This is a genomic window from Pseudomonas antarctica, assembly GCF_001647715.1.
Taxonomy (GTDB): Bacteria; Pseudomonadota; Gammaproteobacteria; order Pseudomonadales; family Pseudomonadaceae; genus Aquipseudomonas; species Aquipseudomonas antarctica_A.
Genome location: NZ_CP015600.1, coordinates 2,828,103 through 2,846,850, shown reverse-complemented (window position 1 = coordinate 2,846,850; position 18,748 = coordinate 2,828,103). Strand labels below are relative to the sequence as shown.

Annotated in this window: 14 protein-coding genes; 8 read left to right on the top strand and 6 right to left on the bottom strand. The window is 58.4% G+C overall.

What is annotated here, in order from left to right; all coding sequences use genetic code 11:
* Positions 1 to 23 precede the first annotated feature (23 nt).
* Positions 24 to 803, bottom strand: coding sequence for a class I SAM-dependent methyltransferase (locus A7J50_RS12990; RefSeq protein ID WP_064452155.1), 780 nt, complete (start codon positions 801 to 803; stop codon positions 24 to 26).
* 137 nt (positions 804 to 940) lie between these two features.
* Here A7J50_RS12990 and A7J50_RS12985 point away from each other — a divergent pair, with 137 nt between their 5' ends.
* The 3 genes from A7J50_RS12985 to A7J50_RS12975 all read left to right on the top strand — a co-directional run bounded on the left by A7J50_RS12985 (position 941) and on the right by A7J50_RS12975 (position 2,751).
* On the top strand, positions 941 to 1,462 hold the full coding sequence (locus tag A7J50_RS12985) for a DUF3455 domain-containing protein (RefSeq protein ID WP_064452154.1): 522 nt from the start codon (positions 941 to 943) through the stop codon (positions 1,460 to 1,462).
* An 84-nt stretch (positions 1,463 to 1,546) separates the two neighbouring features.
* A complete protein-coding gene (locus A7J50_RS12980) occupies positions 1,547 to 2,080 on the top strand; it encodes a sigma-70 family RNA polymerase sigma factor (protein ID WP_064454926.1) in 534 nt (177 codons plus the stop codon).
* Positions 2,077 to 2,751 carry an anti-sigma factor gene (locus tag A7J50_RS12975; RefSeq protein ID WP_064452153.1) on the top strand — a complete coding sequence of 225 codons (675 nt, stop codon included), beginning with the start codon at positions 2,077 to 2,079 and terminating at the stop codon, positions 2,749 to 2,751. The genes A7J50_RS12980 and A7J50_RS12975 overlap by 4 nt, the downstream gene beginning before the upstream one ends.
* Here A7J50_RS12975 and A7J50_RS12970 read toward each other — a convergent pair whose 3' ends face one another.
* Both A7J50_RS12970 and A7J50_RS12965 read right to left on the bottom strand, forming a co-directional pair.
* On the bottom strand, positions 2,752 to 4,053 hold the full coding sequence (locus A7J50_RS12970; protein WP_064452152.1) for an ATP-binding protein: 1,302 nt from the start codon (positions 4,051 to 4,053) through the stop codon (positions 2,752 to 2,754).
* A 3-nt stretch (positions 4,054 to 4,056) separates the two neighbouring features.
* Positions 4,057 to 4,758: a response regulator transcription factor gene (locus A7J50_RS12965; protein ID WP_053256356.1), complete on the bottom strand. Its 702-nt coding sequence runs from the start codon at positions 4,756 to 4,758 to the stop codon at positions 4,057 to 4,059.
* 171 nt (positions 4,759 to 4,929) lie between these two features.
* On the opposite strand from A7J50_RS12965, the gene A7J50_RS12960 reads away from it, so the two are divergent.
* From A7J50_RS12960 to A7J50_RS12945, 4 genes are all read left to right on the top strand, one after another.
* A complete protein-coding gene (locus A7J50_RS12960) occupies positions 4,930 to 6,084 on the top strand; it encodes an efflux RND transporter periplasmic adaptor subunit (RefSeq protein ID WP_064454925.1) in 1,155 nt (384 codons plus the stop codon).
* A gap of 6 nt (positions 6,085 to 6,090) precedes the next feature.
* The gene (locus A7J50_RS12955) at positions 6,091 to 9,180 is read left to right on the top strand and encodes an efflux RND transporter permease subunit (RefSeq protein WP_064452151.1); all 3,090 of its coding nucleotides are present in this window, start codon (positions 6,091 to 6,093) and stop codon (positions 9,178 to 9,180) included.
* 52 nt (positions 9,181 to 9,232) lie between these two features.
* On the top strand, positions 9,233 to 9,874 hold the full coding sequence (locus A7J50_RS12950; protein WP_064452150.1) for a DUF1345 domain-containing protein: 642 nt from the start codon (positions 9,233 to 9,235) through the stop codon (positions 9,872 to 9,874).
* A gap of 320 nt (positions 9,875 to 10,194) precedes the next feature.
* A complete protein-coding gene (locus tag A7J50_RS12945) occupies positions 10,195 to 10,662 on the top strand; it encodes a hypothetical protein (RefSeq protein ID WP_064452149.1) in 468 nt (155 codons plus the stop codon).
* A 58-nt stretch (positions 10,663 to 10,720) separates the two neighbouring features.
* Here the strand turns inward: A7J50_RS12945 and A7J50_RS12940 are convergent, their stop codons facing one another.
* From A7J50_RS12940 to A7J50_RS12930, 3 genes are all read right to left on the bottom strand, one after another.
* Positions 10,721 to 12,985: an autotransporter outer membrane beta-barrel domain-containing protein gene (locus A7J50_RS12940; protein WP_064452148.1), complete on the bottom strand. Its 2,265-nt coding sequence runs from the start codon at positions 12,983 to 12,985 to the stop codon at positions 10,721 to 10,723.
* A 240-nt stretch (positions 12,986 to 13,225) separates the two neighbouring features.
* Complete coding sequence (locus A7J50_RS12935) at positions 13,226 to 15,247, bottom strand: hypothetical protein (RefSeq protein WP_064452147.1); 2,022 nt, start codon at positions 15,245 to 15,247, stop codon at positions 13,226 to 13,228.
* Between the two features lie 189 nt (positions 15,248 to 15,436).
* On the bottom strand, positions 15,437 to 17,410 hold the full coding sequence (locus A7J50_RS12930; RefSeq protein WP_237140903.1) for a hypothetical protein: 1,974 nt from the start codon (positions 17,408 to 17,410) through the stop codon (positions 15,437 to 15,439).
* Between the two features lie 235 nt (positions 17,411 to 17,645).
* Here A7J50_RS12930 and A7J50_RS12925 point away from each other — a divergent pair, with 235 nt between their 5' ends.
* On the top strand, positions 17,646 to 18,704 hold the full coding sequence (locus tag A7J50_RS12925) for a LacI family DNA-binding transcriptional regulator (RefSeq protein ID WP_064452146.1): 1,059 nt from the start codon (positions 17,646 to 17,648) through the stop codon (positions 18,702 to 18,704).
* Positions 18,705 to 18,748: the final 44 nt, after the last annotated feature.

Below are 18,748 nucleotides of genomic sequence, written 5' to 3'. Positions count from 1 at the left end.
ACTTATATCAATATGATCTGACTTTATGCTTTTTCTGTCAGCCGATGGCAGACGTAGGCTTGAGTCTGGTACTGAAAAGCTACCGTATCGCGCCCGCGCAAAGCAGGATGGGTGTCGATCAGCGTGAGCAATTGCGCAGTCACCGTGGCCTTTTGCGCGGCAGGCAGCGCCGCGATGAAGCTCACCGACAGAAAGCGATCCATGATCACTTCCTGAGGGCTGCCCACATGTTGATAGGGAAAGCAGGTGATTTCGGGCGCGGAAAAATACTTGCCGGTGAAGGCTTCGCGCCAACGGCCGCTGTGAAAGCGCGGCGTGTCACCTTCGTATGGCGTGATGATTTCAGTCATGGCGGCGACCCAATCCACCGACTCGTCGCGCACATTCCACACCAATCCCAGGCGTCCATCCGGTTTGAGTACCCGGTGGATTTCCGCCACGGCCGCCTCGGTGGCAAACCAGTGGAAGGCTTGTGCGCACACCACCGCATCCGCAACGGCGCTTTCCAGCGGAATCGCTTCGGCGGTGCCATTGACCAGGTGCACATCCGGCAGCAGCTTGCTCAACTGCGCGCCCATTGCCGGCACCGGCTCCACGGCAATCAGCGTGGGCGCCAGGGTATTGAGCAAGCGGGTGAACTTGCCGGTGCCGGCGCCCAGGTCGATGACCGTCGACTGCGCGCTAATACCCAGTGTGTCGCTCAACCAGCCGGTGAGTTGCCGTGGATAGTCCGGTCGACCGTGGGCGTAAGCGACGGCCTGGGTAGAAAACCCTTGTTGAGCAGACGCGTGAATACCAGTCATTGCCAATCTCTCCTCGGGTAAAGCGGGTGCACAGTGTGCGCCCTTCGCATTTTATTTTCTAACCGGTGCATCCAATCAGGCGGCTCATGGGTAGTACCCACAGCAACCCTGCTGTTCTACTCAATGGAGAAGTCCCGATGAACGCTAAAGCATTGCTCTGCCTGACTGGTTTGCTCCTCGGCGCCCCCACCGCCTTTGCCCAAACCGGTTTACCCGACAGCATCAAGGTGCCGGATGGCCACAAGGTGGCGCTGGAGACCACCGGCGTCGGCGAAATCACCTACGAATGCCGCGACAAAGCTAACGCTGCCGGCCAGACCGAATGGACCTTCGTCGGCCCCAAAGCGGTACTGAATGACCGCAGCGGCAAGCCAGTGGGCACCTACTTCGGCCCGCCGGCCACCTGGCAAGCCAAGGACGGTTCAAAGGTCACCGGCACCCAATTGGCGGTGGCGCCGTCGGGTGCGGGCAACCTGCCCTATCAGTTGGTCAAGGCCAACCCGGCCGAGGGCAAGGGTGCGATGACTGGCGTAAGTTATATCCAGCGGGTCGCTCTTAAAGGGGGCGTGGCGCCGAGTACCGCGTGCACCGCCGCCAACAAGGGCAAGCAGGAAGTGGTGAAATACCAGGCCGACTACATATTCTGGGCAGCCAACTGAGCACATTCAGCTAGGCTAATGCGCTGGCGCCCCGACCTTTGGGTCGGGGCATTGATCATGTTCTTGCGGCGGAAACCCCGGTCCTTGCCTGAAGCCCCTTTTGACTACGAAGCCTGCCTTCTGGCCTGCGCGCGTGGCGATCAACGCGCCCTGCGTCGGCTGTATGAGCAGGACAGCAGCCGTCTGCTCGGCGTGGCCTTGCGCATTGCCCGCGACAAAGCCCTGGCCGAGGACATCGTGCACGACGCGTTTATCAAGATCTGGCGCGGCGCCGCCAGCTTCGACCCCGACCGCGGTTCGGCGCGTGGCTGGGTATTCAGCGTGACCCGGCACCTGGCCTTGAATTTCGTGCGCAATCATCACCGCGAGGTGCCGTTAGGCGAGGAACATGACGACCTCGCCGCCGCCGACGACGACGCCGTTGAGTTCAGCGCACGCAGCGGGCAGATTCACCATTGCCTGGAACAGCTAGACCCGGCCCGCCGCCGTTGCATCCTCCACGCCTATGTCGACGGCTATTCCCAGAGTGAAATCGCGCAGAAACTGGACACCCCGCTGGGGACCGTCAAAGCCTGGATCAAACGTAGCCTCGCCGCGCTGCGGGAGTGCATGGCATGAGTAACCCATTGGACGAACTGGCCAGCGAATACGTGCTGGGCACCCTGCCCTTTGAACAGCGCGCCGAGGTTGAACGACGCCTGCAACACGACGCCGCGTTGCGCACGGCGGTGGACGCCTGGGAACAACGCCTGTTGCCCCTGACGGCATTGGCCGAACCGGTCCCCCCGTCCGCACAGCTATGGCGGCGCATCGAACGCACTGTTGGGCGCGCCGATACCCGCGAGCCCTGGTGGAACCTGCTTGCACTCTGGCGCGGTTTGGCCGGTGCGGGGCTGGTCACCACACTGGTACTGGCCGCGCTGCTGCTGACCCGCCCGCCCAGCGCTGAACCGACCTTTGTGGTGGTGCTGGTGGCGCCTCAAAGCCAGGCACCGGGTTGGGTCATCCAGGCCAGCAATACTCAACAGATCCAGTTGATTCCGTTGGGCGTGATGGACGTGCCGGCCGACAAGGCCCTGCAATTCTGGACCAAAGGCGATGGCTGGCAAGGCCCCGTATCACTGGGCCTGGTCAAACCGGGGCAGACCCTGTCGGTGCCCTTGGACAAACTGCCACCCCTCACGCCAAACCAGCTGTTCGAGCTGACCCTGGAAGACCCGCGTGGTTCGCAGACCGGCAAGCCGACCGGGCCGATCCAGGCCATCGGCCGCGCCGTCAAGGTGCTCTGATCAGCCGACGCTGGGCAACCACACGCGAAACCGCGCACCGCCCAGCGGCGATGCCAGCGCCGTTAACGTGCCGCCCTGGGCTTCCATCGCACGCCGACTGATCGCCAAGCCCAGGCCGAAGCCGCCAGTGGCGCGGTCGCGGCTACGGTCCAGGCGGTAAAACGGCTCGAAAATACGCTCACGCTGGTCCACGGGAATGCCGATGCCATCGTCATCCACCCAGATTTCACAGCCATTGGCACAGACCTTGACGCCTACCTGGATGCGCTTGTCGCAATACCGCGTGGCATTGCGCAGCAGGTTCTGCAGGGCGCGGGCCGTGAGGCGCGGGTCGAGGCTGACGCGCTCCACGGCACAGTCGAGCGCCACATCGATGACAATCTCGGGGTTTTCCAACTCGTCATCGACGCTGCCCAGCACGCTGTCGATAAACTCGTCGAGCACCACTTCCACACGCTCCGGCAACTGCGCCGGGTTTTGCAGGCGGCTGTAGGAGAGCAATTCCAGCACTAATTCGTCCAGCTCGCGGATGTGCGCAACGAGGCTTTGCAGACGCTCGCGACTGGCCTGGGGCAAGTCTTCCGACAGGGCCAGGGCCAGGCCGAAGTCCAGGCGCGTCAGCGGTGTGCGCAGTTCGTGGGAGACCGCATTGAGCAGGTCACGCTGCTGGTTGAGCAGGCGCTCGATATCGTCGGCCATGGTGTCAAACACCGTGGCCAGGCTGCCGATGTTGGACCTGGCGGGAATGTGCGTACGCTCAGCCAGGTTGCCCCTGCCCAACTGGACGGCGGTGGTCTTCAGGCGCTCCAGGTCGCGCCAATGCGGGCGCAGCCAAAACAGCAGGCACGCCAGCAGCGCAGCACCGATCAACACGTTCATCGACCAGTACAGCAGGTTCATGTCCAGCGGGTCGGGCGGGATCGTCAGCTTGACCACAAATTGATCGTTGACCGGTGAACTGATTTGATCCATCCAGCCCCACTCTCCCAGGCGGATCACCGGTTTGCCTTGCTCCAGCAGGTGCTCTTCTTCAGGGGTGTAACTCGCGTCCTGGCGCAGCAGCAGTTGCACTTTCAGCGGCGCAAAGTCACGGCCCAGTTGCGCGGTGACCTCTGACCAGTGCTCCACCGGCACGCGCAGATAGTGTTCAACGATCAGCTTTTGCTGACCGCCACTCTGCTCGACGTTGTAGTTCATGTAGCGATGTTCGAACACCTTGATCACCAGTTTGGGAATCAGGTAGATCGCCGCACTGTAGGTGACGATGGTGATCAGGTAGAGGCGTAGCAGCGCACGAAACATGGATCAGCATTCCCACTCGGAACGGCTGAACAAGTAACCCTTGCCCCACACGGTCTTGATCTTGCGCGCTTCGCCGGCATGGTCGTCGAACTTACGGCGCAGCTTGGAAATGGCCACGTCCACCGAGCGGTCGGTACCGTTGAACTCGATACCGCGCAGGCGTTGCAGAATCTGGTCGCGGCTGAGCACTTCACCGGCATGCCGGGCCAGCACCACCAGCAGGTTGTATTCACCGCTGGACAGCTCCACCGCTTGCTCGCGCCACGTCACCGTGCGTTCGGACAGGTCGATACACAGGTTGCCCATGATGATCTGGTCGTTGGCAACCTGGGGGTCGGACAGGCTGCTGCGGCGCAACAAGGTGCGCACTCGCGCCAGCAATACGCGCGGCTCGCAGGGCTTGGTGACATAGTCGTCAGCGCCCATTTCCAGGCCCAGCACCTGATCGTGGCTGTCGTCTCGCGCGGTGAGCATCAGGATCGGCAAGCCCGCCGAGTCGGCACGCAGCAAGCGACACACCTGCAGGCCGTCAAGCCCCGGCAACATCAGGTCGAGGATCACCAGGTCCGGCGGGTTAAGGCGTGCGCGCTCGCGAACGTGATCGCCACGGCTGAGTACGCTGACGTGGTAGCCATTACGTTCCAGGTAACTGGCAATCAGCTCGGAGAGCGCGGCGTCATCTTCCACCAGAAGGATGTTGGGCATGGTGTTTCCAAATAATGCGGTTTGTTGGTGTGTTGCAGGATTGTGCAAGGATATACGCCCCCGGCGCTCAGCGCGCCGCACCTTACATTTCTTCACAGACGGGCTACAGAGCTTCACAGCACCGCGGCGCAGGTGACTTTAGGATGCGCCAGTCAATATTGGGATATGAGCATGTCGAAGAATCTGTTTGCGCCGTTTTGCCTGCTGGCCTTGACGCTGGCACTGAGTGCTTGTGGCAAGTCGGCCGATGACGCGCCGGAAATGCCCTTGGCCAAAGTCCGCATCGAAACCCTGCAGGCCAAACCCCTCTCCATCACCAGCGAACTGAGCGGGCGAATCGCCGCACCGCGCATTGCCGAAGTGCGTGCACGGGTCGCTGGCGTGGTCATGCAGCGCGTGTTCAAGGAAGGCCACGACGTGAAACAGGGCGATGTGCTGTTTCGCATTGACCCGGCCCCGTTCAAGGCTGACCTGGACAGCGCTCGGGCCAACCTGGACAAGGCCCAGGCCAATGCCTTCCAGGCACGCCTGCAAGAACAGCGCTACAGCCAGTTGGTAGAAGGCAATGCCATCAGCGGCCAGGACTACGACAATGCCCGCGCCGCCGTGCGCCAGACCAACGCCGAAGTCGCCGCTAATAAGGCTGCCGTCGAGCGTGCGAAGCTGAACCTGGGCTACGCCACCGTCACTGCGCCGATCTCCGGCCGAATCGGCCGCGCGCTGGTGACCGAGGGTGCACTGGTGGGCCAGAACGAAGCCACGCCACTGGCGATCATCCAGCAACTGGACCCGATTCACGCTGACCTGACCCAGTCGACCCGCGAGCTGAATGACCTGCGCCGCGCCTTCCGTGCCGGCAGCTTGAAGCAGGTCGGCCAGGACCAGGCCAAGGCCACGCTGATCCAGGACGACGGCAGCCTGTACCCGCTGCCGGGCAAATTGCTGTTTGCCGAGATCAGCGTCGACCCGGGCACCGGGCAGATCATCCTGCGCAGCGAGTTCCCCAACCCGGACCTCGACCTGCTGCCCGGCAGTTTTGTGCGCGTGCGCCTGGAACAAGCGGTTGATAAGCAAGGCATCAGCGTGCCGCAACGCGCCATTACGCGCGACAGCGCCGGCATCCCGATGGTGCTGCTGTTGGACGCCGAGCAGACCGTCAGCCAACAGCCGGTGGAGCTGGGCGCGGTCGTCGAGGATCGCTGGATCGTCAGCAGCGGCCTCAAGCCCGGTGATCGCATCATCGTCGAAGGCCTGCAACACGCGCGCCCCGGTGAAAAAGTCGAAGTGGACGACAGCCCGGCCCCTGGCCAGCTCGTAAAGGAATAACCCGCCATGCCGCAGTTCTTTATTGACCGCCCGATTTTCGCCTGGGTGGTCGCCCTGTTTATCTTGCTGGCCGGCGCGCTCGCCATCCCGCAGTTGCCAGTCGCGCAGTACCCCAACGTGGCGCCGCCAAAGGTGGAAATCTACGCGGTGTACCCGGGCGCTTCGGCCCAGACCCTGGATGAAAGCGTAGTCAGCCTGATTGAGCAGGAGCTCAACGGCGCCGATCACCTGCTGTATTTCGAATCCCAGAGCAGCCTGGGTTCGGCCACGATCACCGCCACCTTCCAGCCGGGCACCAACCCGGAAATGGCCCAGGTTGATGTGCAAAACCGCCTTAAAGCGGTAGAGCCGCGCTTGCCGCAAGCGGTGACCCAGCAAGGCTTGCAGGTGGAAAAGGTTTCCGCTGGCTTCCTGCTGCTGGTCACCCTGACCTCCAACGACGGCAAGCTCGATGACGTCGCGCTCAGCGATTACCTGGCACGCAACGTGATGAACGAGCTCAAGCGCCTGGACGGTGTGGGCAAAGCCCAGCTGTATGGCGCCGAGCGCGCCATGCGTATCTGGATCGACCCGCAGAAGTTGATTGGCTTCAACCTCACCCCGGCCGACGTGAACGCTGCAATCAGCGCGCAGAACGCCCAGGTCTCGGCGGGCAGCATCGGTGATTTGCCGGGTACCAAGACCCAGGAAATCACCGCCGCCATCCTGGTCAAGGGCCAACTGTCGACGCCGGCGGAATTCGCCGACATCGTGCTCAAAGCCAACCCTGACGGCTCCACCGTGCGTATCGGCGACGTGGCGCGGGTGGAGATCGGCAGCCAGGAATACCAGTTCTCCACACGCCTGAACGGCAAGCCATCCACCGCCGTCAGTGTGCAGCTGTCGCCGGGCGCCAACGCGCTGAAAACGGCGACCCTGGTGCGGGCGAAGATGGACGAGCTGTCGCGCTACTTCCCGGCCAACGTGGAGTACAAGATCCCGTACGACACCTCGCCCTTCGTCAAGGTCTCGATTACCAAAGTGGTCTACACCTTGCTCGAGGCGATGGCGCTGGTGTTTGCGGTGATGTACCTGTTCCTGCAGAACGTGCGCTATACCTTGATCCCGACGCTGGTGGTGCCCATTGCACTGATGGGCACCTTCGCCACCATGTTGTTGCTGGGCTTCTCGATCAACGTGCTGACCATGTTCGGCATGGTGCTGGCGATCGGCATCCTGGTGGACGATGCGATTGTGGTAGTGGAGAACGTCGAGCGCATCATGGTCACCGAGGGCTTGTCGCCCAAAGAGGCAACGCGCAAGGCCATGGGCCAGATTACCGGGGCCATCGTCGGTATCACCCTGGTGTTGGTCGCGGTGTTTCTGCCAATGGCGTTCATGCCGGGTTCGGTCGGGGTGATCTACCAGCAGTTCTCGCTGTCGATGGCAACCTCGATCCTGTTCTCGGCGTTCCTCGCCCTGACGTTGACCCCGGCCTTATGCGCTACCTTGCTTAAACCGATTGCCAAGGGCGAGCACCACGCCAAAAGCGGCTTTTTCGGCTGGTTCAACAAACGTTTTGAAAGCTTCACGGACCGTTATGAAGGCTGGGTGGCCTATGCCCTCAAGCGCAGCGGCCGTTACCTGCTGATCTACCTGGTATTGCTGGTGGGCCTGGGGTGGATGTTCAGCCGCCTGCCCTCTTCGTTCCTGCCGGTGGAGGACCAGGGTTACACCATTACCGATATCCAGTTGCCGCCGGGTGCGAGCAAGAACCGCACGGTGCAGGTGGCCGAGCAGATCGAAGCGCATAACGCCGAGGAGCCTGGGGTGGGCGATACCACCATGATCATGGGCTTCAGTTTTTCCGGTTCCGGGCAGAACGCGGCGCTGGCGTTTACCACGCTCAAGGATTGGTCGAAACGCAGCAGCGAGGATTCGGCCTCGGCCATTGCCGACCGCGCCAACGCCGCTTTCGGCGAGCTTAAGGATGCGATTGCCTTTGCGATCCTGCCACCGCCCGTGGACGGCCTTGGCACCTCCAGCGGTTTCGAGTTCCGCTTGCAGGACCGTGGCGGTGTCGGCCATGCCGCGTTGATGCAGGCACGTACCGAGTTGCTGGCGGCCGCCGAGAAAAGCCCGATCCTGGCCAACGTGCGCGAAAGCGCCCTGGCTGAAGCGCCGCAAGTGCAGTTGCAGGTTGACCGCAAGCAGGCCAACGCCCTTGGGGTCTCCTTCGCGGACGTGGGTAATGTGCTGTCCTCGGCCATCGGCTCAGCCTATGTCAACGACTTCCCCAACCAGGGCCGCATGCAGCGGGTGGTCGTGCAGGCCGAAGGCGACCAGCGCAGCCAGGTGGCGGACTTGATGAAGATCAACGTGCGCAACAACGCCGGGAAGATGGTGCCGTTGTCGGCATTCGTCGAAGCCAAATGGACCCAGGGCCCTGCGCAGTTGACGCGTTACAACGGCTACCCGGCCATCGCCATCAGCGGTGAAGCAGCACCGGGGCACAGCACCGGTGAGGCGATGGAAGAAATTCAGCGCCTGGTCAGCCAACTGCCGGCGGGCCTGGGCCAGGAATGGACCGGTTTGTCGTTGCAGGAACGCTTGTCCGGGTCCCAGGCGCCATTGCTGTTGGGCCTGTCGCTGTTGATCGTGTTCCTGTGCCTGGCCGCGCTGTATGAAAGCTGGTCGATTCCAACGTCGGTATTGTTGGTGGTGCCGCTGGGTGTGCTCGGCGCCGTATTGGCGGTGAGCTTGCGCGGCATGCCTAACGATGTGTTCTTCAAGGTCGGCCTGATCACCATCATTGGCTTGTCGGCGAAGAACGCGATCCTGATCATCGAGTTCGCCAAGGACTTGTATGAGCAGGGCGAAGACTTGATCGACGCCACCTTGAAAGCCGCGCGCCTGCGTTTACGGCCCATCATCATGACGTCGCTCGCCTTTATCCTCGGCGTGGTGCCGTTGGCCATTGCCACCGGTGCCAGCTCGGCCAGCCAGCAGGCGATCGGCACGGGCGTGATAGGCGGGATGATCACCGCAACACTGGCGGTGGTGTTTGTGCCGGTGTTCTTTGTGGTCGTCATGAAGCTGGTGCGCAAGCGTTCATAACCCGTTTGAAAATGCGCTATGGTGCTCACAACCTCCCCTGTTGTGAGCACCTATGGCCTTCCTCGCCCGCACCCACCCTCGCCTCTCCGCCGCCGCCGTCCTGGGCCTTGCCGTGGGCATCCTGGCGCCCGCCGACACGATCATCAGCAAAATCCTCATCGGCTGGAACGCCGGCGTCTGGACCTACCTGATACTGATGCTGTGGCTGACCAGCCGCTCGCGTGCCGACGACGTCAAACGCTTCGCCGAGATTGAGGATGAAAACGCAGGGTTGGTGCTGTTCATGGTGTGCATCGCGGCGATTGCCAGCCTGGCGACCATCACGCTGAACCTGGTGGGCAGCAAAGACCTGGACAGCACCGCGCGCCTGCTGCATTACGGTTTTACCGGTATGACGGTGATCGGTTCATGGTTGCTGACCGGCGTGATTTTCAGCGTGCATTACGCGCGGCTTTTTTATACGTGGGAAGGTGACGAGCCGGCGCTGCGCTTTGCCGAAGGTTTGCGTAACCCCAACTATTGGGACTTCCTGTACTTCTCGTTCACCATTGGCGTGGCGGTGCAGACGGCCGATGTAGGCGTTGCCACGCGCAGCATGCGTAAAGTGGTGTTGGGCCAATCGTTGATCGGCTTCTTGTTCAATACCGCCATCCTTGGCTTCTCGATCAATATCGCCGCGGGTCTGTTCAGCTGAGCTTGGCTGGCCAGACCCCTGGCCTTGTCGCCTGCACACTTAGATGAAAAAGCTATTAAAAGTCTTTTATTAGACTGTCAACTATGACAGTAGACAAGTGTGAGGAAAGGCCTCTAATAGCGTGAGCTATTCAAACATAGCGCTGTACGGGCACAGTTGAATACTGCCTTCACAAGCGGCGTAACGAAGAAGATAGACACGCATTTGTAAACTGTGAATTCTGACAGTTACATAAATATTTTATTTGTCGCTTGATACCTGCAGTCAGAAGCATCAGCGCTTCTGAATCTTGCAAAAACATCATTGATGGAGAGGCGATCATGGCAGCGACACTGAAATTGGCAACTGAAAAACCAGCCCCCCGCGACGCAACTGGCGAGGTAAAAGGAACGATTGGTGATCACTCATTTAAAACCGATATCGGTAAATGGAGCATCCATCAAGGCATTGTCAGCATGAACCTTATTCACAAACATGAAGACGGCAACGTGGCAGAAGATGTATTCATCCAATTCCCGAGCGATGTCGAATTCGGCAAAGAACTGCAACTGCGAACGCACAATCCTCCAATGGCCTGGGTTTCCTACAAGGCCGAAGACCCTGTTTTGGTCGCCCAGTGCATCAGCAGTCGCAGCGGAGATCCAGAAAACAAGCCTGGTAAAGCGATCCTGGTTATTGAAAAGCTGTCACTCAGTCCTTTTGAAGTCACCGGCAAGCTCCAGTCAACGACTAATGAGATTCGCATAGAATACGTCACCCTCAATTTTCACTTGAAACAGAGTAATTAACCAACGACAAAAAAGCCCTGATCGAAAGATCAGGGCTTTTTAATGACCGGCGCTTTAGTTAGAAGGAATAACGTACGCCAACGTTGGCACCCAGTACCTGATCGATTTTATTACTGGAGCTGGTTTCAAGGTCCGCGTGCATTTGCAGGTTCTGCGAGAGTTTCACCGCTACGCCGGCACCAAACTTGGCGCGCGAACCTGACAGGTCATTGTTGAAGGTCTGGTTGTTGACCGCAACCTTATTATTGTTGGCGAACTCGTGAACCATGGCCGCACGCAGGTACGGCTGGATAATGGTGCCACTGTCGAGCTGGATATCACGCCCTACTGTCGCGCCGGCTTCAGCGATACGTGAACGGGTACGTTCACCGTCGACTTTCAAGCCATTTTTCAGACTGTAGTTTCCACCCTGGACCACAATCGTCGACAGTCGACCATAAGGTTCAACGTACCAGCCATCATCGAGTTTGATATTGCGACCGAACTCAGCCGACAGGCTGCCACCCACGTTGTTGTAATTACCTTTGGTCGATGTAGCGTCGCTGAGGCTTACTTTGGCTTCGTTCTGGAAACGGTTGGCCTTGGCTACCGTATCAAAGTAGAACCCGCTTTCCTGGTCCATCCAGGTTGCATAAGCGCCCACGAAGTAGCTCTTGACGGTACCCGAGGAGCCGCGCGCAGGGTTAAGGTCGGAGGTACTATGACCAGCCATCACACCCACCAGCCATTGGCTGTCTACCAGCGGCATGTCCGCACCGATGGAGAAGCCGCGCTGGTTTTGCGTATACGCGGTACCCGAACTTTCGGACACGTTGTACTTGTTACCAAAACCACGAACCCAAAGACCCGCCTGGCCTGGCTCGAAACGCAACTCACCCATGCGGGCGCGCAACGAGGCCTCTTCGCCGTACATCACCGTCGGCGCGGTGTTGAAGAGTGCCGTTACCACACGGGTGCCACGGCTTTTCGTACGGGTTTCCGGGTCGAGATACCAATCAGTGCCTTCTTTTTTCAGATCGTAGGCAAAAGCACCTGCATCCACCGGGCCATTAATCAGGGAGAACTGCGCATCCCCACCGCCGGTATGGACCACGCGAACCTGATCGGGGTTGACCGGCTCAGCGCCACTGGCCGACAGCAACAGGTTGTGATTACCCGTAGCTTCGCCGGTGACATTGATGAAGTCCGTCTTGCCTTGCGCGAAATCGGTGCCCATAACAAACGTGTCATCACCGGCAAGCGTATTCAGGTTCAGTTGATAGAACGCATCCCCGGCGCCCATGGTAACCGTACCACCGGTCATGTTCAGTACACCGACCTGGCTGTCGCCCGTCATGTTCCAGTTGGAAGCATTGCCCACGTTCAAGCTGGACACATTCTGCAACTGGCCAGTCAACTCGGCGTTGTTCTGCAGGGTCAAATGGGCGGTGCTGGTGCCATCGACCACCACATTGCCGGTCAAACGGCTGTTATCAACCGTCATCGTCGCTGAACTGCCGCCCGTGACAGACAGCAGATTACCGTTACCCCCCGTGAGCGTGGAGCCGTTGCGCACCTCTATTTCTACCACCGGGGCCAGGCCTTGCGAGGCCCTGACCGAAATGGCGGAACCGGTTTTGCCCTCAACAACGGATTGGTCCAATACCAACTTGCCATCGGTCGTATCAAAACGTCCGCGGGTAAACGATACCCCGCTGCCCTGGCCGACGATCGTGGCCTGGGTGGCCGTTGCCGTGGCACCCCGCAGGGAAAGGCCAAAACTGTTCACGCCAGTACCTTGTACCAAGGTGCCTTGCTTGAAGTCCATCTGGCTACCGCTGCTGGCTTCCGCCCCGCCGGCAGTACCGCTGATAATGCTGTTGCTTACTTGTGTTGACGAGCCATCGTCGGAACTTACAGCACCAACGGCTTGCAAACCCACGCCGTTGTTGTTGGTAATCGTACTGCTATTGATAAACGCAGCGCTTTGTTCCAGGCGCACTGCGCCGAACACCGGGTTGTTCGAAGTTACATGCGCTGATTCGAGATGAACCACGGACCCGTTAGTCGCACGAACATCATTGGCCTGACTGCCGGCATTCATGTTCAGCGTAGAGGCTGCGAGTGCAATGCTGGTGGCCGTTGCGTTGTTTATGTCCAGGGTGGACTGGTTAAACAATTGCCAATCCGTAGTTTGCTCAGTGGCGTCAATGGTTTTTTGCTCACCGTTCAACTGAGCGGCTTGCGCTTGCCCATGTACCGCAGCAAACAGGCAGAACGTAATGGTTGGGACTTTCATCATCTTACTCAAGGGCTTGAGTTCGAATATATTCAGTGCCGACATGGTCAATCACTCTTTGGCAAAGCCTACGAAAACGGTTTGGCTGGTCTATAAAAAGCGAGCCTAACCTCTGAGGCACACAGACTAAGGAGTAAAAGCCCGACATTCTGTAGGAACAATCCCTTAAGTCCTTGGTAAAAACCTGTGTCTCAAGTGGCTGATTAACAGAAAAAAGTCAGTGACTTGCGTCCCCCTCCAAAAGAGGGAGACGTAGTCATACCGACTGCTTACCTACGTGGTGCCCTAAGGGTTTGTTACCAGGACAAAATCACAATATGTGTTCGCCAACGTTGTGCGCCCGGTGATGGTGTTATTGCCGCGCCCGCTGACGTTGCCTACGAGTGGTGCGATGCTGGTCACCTGTACGAGCCCCGATCGAAGCGGCCTGAGGAATGAGAACGGTACGGGGAACGTAAAGCCACTGGCTCTAACCTGAGGTGTAATAAGCTCTTCGAGGATTATGAAAGCGTCTGCCGTGGGTGACGTAATCCGGACAACCAACTGCAGCATCTGATTCAACACAAACCTCTGGTCCCCAGGCACGAAAATCCGGCCGTCATAATTAGCAGGGTTTACTTGCGGCCTTGGCCCCATCGAATCACAGGTCCAAACCCTTTTACCGACTGGGCCCTTCGCATTGACAAACTCAGGCGGTTCCAGGGAAACCATCACAGCGTCTGTCACAGTAATCTCTGTATCCGGCGCTCTATTGATGTTGTCGGTGGGCGCCGGCGTTGCCGAGGACGCGATAAAATAGTGAATGTTCTGAACACCATTAAACTTGATTAAACCTGAGTCCCATTGGATATCAAAACTGACCGTGTCACCCGGCAATTGATTGGTGATTTCATAAGGAGGCAACACTGCAATGCCATCGCTGCCTACAACGTGGATCCACTGATTGGGTCCGGGTATGTCCTCGGCCGTCCACAATACAATCTCCACGGTAATAGGTTTATTGGCATGCTCGGCTGTCAACTCATCCGCCACCAGCGAACCTTGGCCATATATATGCGCTGGATTCAAATTGGGGTTCCGGCTTCCAGGCTCGCCTGGGTTTTCCGGGCCCGGTACACTCAAGTCGACCTTGACGATCTTAGGAGGAGAATCGGTAATTGCGCCGTTTTGATTTACCCGAAATTGCATGGGGGTCGGCACAGGCCCCCTCTGCTTCCCGTATTCGATCTTTAGCAAATCGTTAAGTACTGTTCCCGAGATGACCACCGGTAAGGTGGTGAACGTAGCAGATAACGAAGTCCACGGTTGTGAGCCCACCTTCCACTGAATTTTATCCAGATTAAACTGCGGGTCCGTGTAGGTCCCCTGGAACTCGATACGTGCCAAATAGTCCGCAATATTGAGCAGATCATCGACACTGCCCCCTACCGGTGCCGGTGCCAACGGAATGAAAATATCCAGTTGCGTGGGCGTCGGCAACAGCGACACATTGAAGCGATTAACGATCGATGGCCGGCTGACGTTCCCCGCAGCGTCGGTGCAGGTGTAGAAGTAATACCAGACACCGCTGCCGGTGATAAAACGGGCAGGCACGGTAAATGTGTTGCCGGTTTGCAGCGCCAGCGTCGTCCCTACCACAAACGCAGCCAGTGGAACCGTATCTTGGCTCCAGTAATGTGTGTAGGTATCGCCGAGTGCCCATTGCCCGGCCGGATACGGGTAGGTATTGTTGGCAAGGTTGAAGGGTGCCCCCCCGTCATTGTTAATAATAGCCTGTGTCAGCGGCTGCGCCGGATCCCCAGTCCCTGTGTAAGTTGAGACAGGGGGTTGAACGCTATTTATCTGACTGGACCAGGGAGCAAACCGGTCAACCGTGAAATTCCCGGACGTTGAAAAGTTAAACTCTTCCTGCGGTCTTGCTACGTCATTCTCATCGTAATCATTCACAAACACCCTGTACTGGAACTGATACCGACCGTCCCTTATCCCTCCATCGTTTATTTCTGACTGAGTAAAAGGGACGGTCACATCAAGCGTGGCGTCTGTCGACGTTATTTCAAATTGGGCAGGGCCATACCGCGTTACCCAATTGGGCAACGGCTGGGAGAGGTCTTGCATGAGTATTTCGATCCAGTCATCGCTCAGCGTTTCACTCCCCAATTCACACCTCAGCGTGGAGGGCAGCTTGGCGGCTTCTGCTGAAATAAGGCCCGTCGCAGGATTGAGTGCGCCCAAGACCTCAGGTGCACGCAGCGTGGGCCCAGCGGCAAGTATGGCGGCAACTTTTGCAGACACAGGGGTGCTCATATATATTCTCCATCTTCATTTGATATGAATGCCGAACAAACACAGACAGTCAACGTGCATTAATGCCCTGCTGACCCTTTAGAGCGTTACTTCTTTCCGCGCCCGCCAATACAATTATTAGAGACGAAGAAGTTCGTGATGAAGAGTGCCTGTCGCCCTCTCCACCGCAACCTTATAAAACAGCCGTTCTTATTTTTCCCCAGGCCCTACACCGTTCGGCCCGCAGTATTTACCCGTGCTGTACTTACGATCAATCGGCACGTAGGCGGTTGCTGATGTCCCTTGTAAGATACCCTCACGGAATACACTGTAACGAGCGGCTCCCCCTGCATAGTCACTCAATGGCCTGATCAGCGCTTCGTAAGGCTCAATGATATATTCATGCGTCGTATCGCCCGCCACCCAAACATATTCAAAGGTGTCGGCGGTTGCAGGAAGCGGATTGCGATCCGGGTAGTTTAGATAGCCCTGCCATGACAACACGACCTGGTCTCCCGGTTGCAGAACATTCGGTGCGGGGTTGACCACCACTTTAATGCCTTCCCACACTTTCGCATCACACGCCAACCATTTATGAGGGTGTGGCGCCGTCTGGGGAAAGCTGGGTTTTGGGTAACTGATGGGCGGAGTAAGACTGACAAAAACCGTTTGATCAGGCGATAACTGTTGGTTCACACCATTATCGGTCTGGTAACTCACAAGCGTGTTCGCATTACTGCCGCCGGCCTGAATCACCTGCCAATCAATTCGATTGTCAAAGTCGACGATCTTCCCGCCGACGTCACCCGGCTTAACCAGATAAGTCGCGACCGGTGTCGCCTGGCCTGGCCAGAAAAGCAAGGCGCGCTCACCCTGCACCGGGTTGTCGAACAAGGTAAACGACGCTCTCACCGGCTGGTTGGCATCACTGCTGTCCAGACGGTTGGGAATCTGGGAGACCGCGCCATGGATGTTAACCAGGGCCAATTGACGGTTCAGCAGCGCAGGCGCCTGAGGGTTTTCCTGGCCTGCAATCGTCATGTCCACAGTGACCCGTTTCACTGGGGAGCTGATGCCTGGGCCCACCGTATCGCCTGCGCGGAGAATGGCGTAGCGCACGGGTAAGTTAATGATTCGGCGCAGGTTCGCGCCTTTGGCGATCAACACGCTCCACTCCACGCTGACCGAGAATGGCAACGCGCTGACTGGCACCGGCGGGAGCTTAATACCGTCCCACTCGACCACACACTGATCATCTGCCAACAGGTTGTCGTAGTGACGCACCCTGACCGAGACAATACGACGTGCGTCCTCCCGATTAACCAGCAAATCGGAATCATACGCCGGCACTTCAGGTACCGACAGGTTGGCGGGCGGGGCATTCAACTGCAGGCCGGTACTCGCAACGAATGAGTATTGAGCAGAGATATTCCCCGCACGGTCACGCAGACGATAAAAGAAATACAGCAGGGGCGCGCCGGCAAACTTGCGAATCTCCGCCATCGGAATATTCACACGCATAGGGCCACTCACAGCAGCAAATGATTGCTCATGGATGGCCGGGCGTGTAGGCAGTGTGTCTCGGTCACTTAAATAACATAAAACCGTGTCGAACGCTTTTCGATCAAGGTAATCGCCGGGCACGTCGACCTCAGCCGTGGCATTGCTTGAATCGTACTCTGTAATAGGATCGAGTAGAAACCTGGCGGCGTTAAGCACTTGGCCGCCCCCCGGCGCAACTCTGTCGATAATAATTGTCCTGTCGGACGAAACTTCAAAAACCTCGCTGTCAACAAACAAGTTATTAACACGGTAAGAAACACGCACCTTCGCACTGTTGAGAAAATAAGCCTGAGGTATCGTTACCTCAACAGGAAAATCATCCGCGGTAATAGGCCCTACCAACTCAATCGGTTCAAGATCAAACGCGACGCTGCCCTCGACGTGCCATATGAAGGTCACAAAGTCGCTCTCGCCGAGTTGGGGCAAAAATTGCCAAGGCTTGGTTAACTTAACGACCAAATCGTCAAATAGATATTTTATTAGAATTAATCCATCGGGCTCTACGTTGCTTATGTCAGGTGCAGGCAATGTCGGAACAGTCGCCACCCCGGCAGCCTCAGCAGCGGCAAAACCTGCGGCATTTTCTTTGTTGATAGCATCATCTGCTGAACTGTTGCCCATGGTGTTCTCCGACGCATGTGTGAATGGCTATTACCAACTACGTTAGACAGGATTGAATACTTAACGCTGCTGTTCGGATACTGTCAGAACTAACAGGTAGCGCCGCCACTCGTCGGGCCGAGCCACCGGCTGATTGCACATTTGCACTGAAATACACTTGACGTACTTTCGTTGTTGAGGTCTCCTGAAACCGGTTTCAAAGCTCCACAACCTCCAATAAGAAAGGCCTGCAACCGTGACTTCTTTTTCCGCCGCCCAGCGCAGCCGCGTGACCATGCTCGACGTCGCCGAGCGCGCCGGTGTGTCCAAAGCCAGCGTCTCGCGCTTTATCGGTGATGACCGCGCCTTGCTCTCCGACGCCATTGCCCTGCGCATCGAACAGGCGATCAGCGAACTCGGCTACCGCCCTAACCAAATGGCGCGGGGCTTGAAACGTGGGCGCACTCGCCTGATCGGCATGCTGGTGGCCGATATCCGCAACCCCTATTCCATTGCCGTGATGCACGGCGTCGAAACCGCCTGCCGTCAGCACGGCTACAGCCTGGTGGTGTGCAACACCGACCGCGATGACGAGCAGGAGCGCCAGCATCTGGCAGCATTGCGTTCGTACAACATCGAAGGGTTGATCGTGAACACCCTTGGCCATCACCTCGACCAGTTGCTGGAGTTGCAACAGGAAATGCCGCTGGTGCTGGTCGACCGCAAGGTCGAGCCGCTGCACAGCGACATGGTGGGTTTGGATAACTTCGCGGCGGTACGCATGGCCGTGGAGCATCTCGAACAGCAGGGTTATCGCGATGTGTTGCTGGTGAGCGAAGCGGCCGATGGCACCAGTTCGCGACTGGAACGCCAAACCAGCTTCAAGGCAGAGATAGCCAGTCGCCCAGGATTGACCGGCGCCGTGCTGGAACTCGATGGCGAGCTGGAAAATCGTCTGCAGGCCTTTCTTGCCAAGCCCGACCCCAAAGCCTTGTTCTGCGCCAACGGTATCGCCACGCTGGCCTGTACCCGCGCGCTCAAGTCTTTAGGCTGCAACCTGTTTAATGAGGTCGGCCTGATCGCCCTGGATGACCTGGACTGGTACCCGCTGGTAGGCAACGGCATCACCGCCCTCGCCCAGCCGACCGAAGCGATAGGCGCGAGCGCCTTCGACTGCCTGCTCAAACGCCTGCGTGGCGATGACGCACCGACGCGCACCCTGGGCTTTTTGCCGCAACTGATCATTCGGGGCTCAACTCAACCCCCTGTGGGCGCTGGCTTGCCTGCGATCGCGGGTTCTCAGCCGAAGCAGTAATCGACTGATTCACCGCCATCGCAGGCAAGCCAGCTCCCACCCCT

Excerpts from the sequence above, each read along its gene's own strand:
- A7J50_RS12990 (WP_064452155.1), bottom strand. The coding sequence starts at position 803 with ATGACTGGTATTCACGCGTCTGCTCAACAAGGGTTTTCTACCCAGGCC.
- A7J50_RS12985 (WP_064452154.1), top strand. The coding sequence starts at position 941 with ATGAACGCTAAAGCATTGCTCTGCCTGACTGGTTTGCTCCTCGGCGCC.
- A7J50_RS12975 (WP_064452153.1), top strand. The coding sequence starts at position 2,077 with ATGAGTAACCCATTGGACGAACTGGCCAGCGAATACGTGCTGGGCACC.
- A7J50_RS12970 (WP_064452152.1), bottom strand. The coding sequence starts at position 4,053 with ATGTTTCGTGCGCTGCTACGCCTCTACCTGATCACCATCGTCACCTAC.
- A7J50_RS12965 (WP_053256356.1), bottom strand. The coding sequence starts at position 4,758 with ATGCCCAACATCCTTCTGGTGGAAGATGACGCCGCGCTCTCCGAGCTG.
- A7J50_RS12960 (WP_064454925.1), top strand. The coding sequence starts at position 4,930 with ATGTCGAAGAATCTGTTTGCGCCGTTTTGCCTGCTGGCCTTGACGCTG.
- A7J50_RS12955 (WP_064452151.1), top strand. The coding sequence starts at position 6,091 with ATGCCGCAGTTCTTTATTGACCGCCCGATTTTCGCCTGGGTGGTCGCC.
- A7J50_RS12950 (WP_064452150.1), top strand. The coding sequence starts at position 9,233 with ATGGCCTTCCTCGCCCGCACCCACCCTCGCCTCTCCGCCGCCGCCGTC.
- A7J50_RS12945 (WP_064452149.1), top strand. The coding sequence starts at position 10,195 with ATGGCAGCGACACTGAAATTGGCAACTGAAAAACCAGCCCCCCGCGAC.
- A7J50_RS12940 (WP_064452148.1), bottom strand. The coding sequence starts at position 12,985 with ATGTCGGCACTGAATATATTCGAACTCAAGCCCTTGAGTAAGATGATG.
- A7J50_RS12935 (WP_064452147.1), bottom strand. The coding sequence starts at position 15,247 with ATGAGCACCCCTGTGTCTGCAAAAGTTGCCGCCATACTTGCCGCTGGG.
- A7J50_RS12930 (WP_237140903.1), bottom strand. The coding sequence starts at position 17,410 with ATGGGCAACAGTTCAGCAGATGATGCTATCAACAAAGAAAATGCCGCA.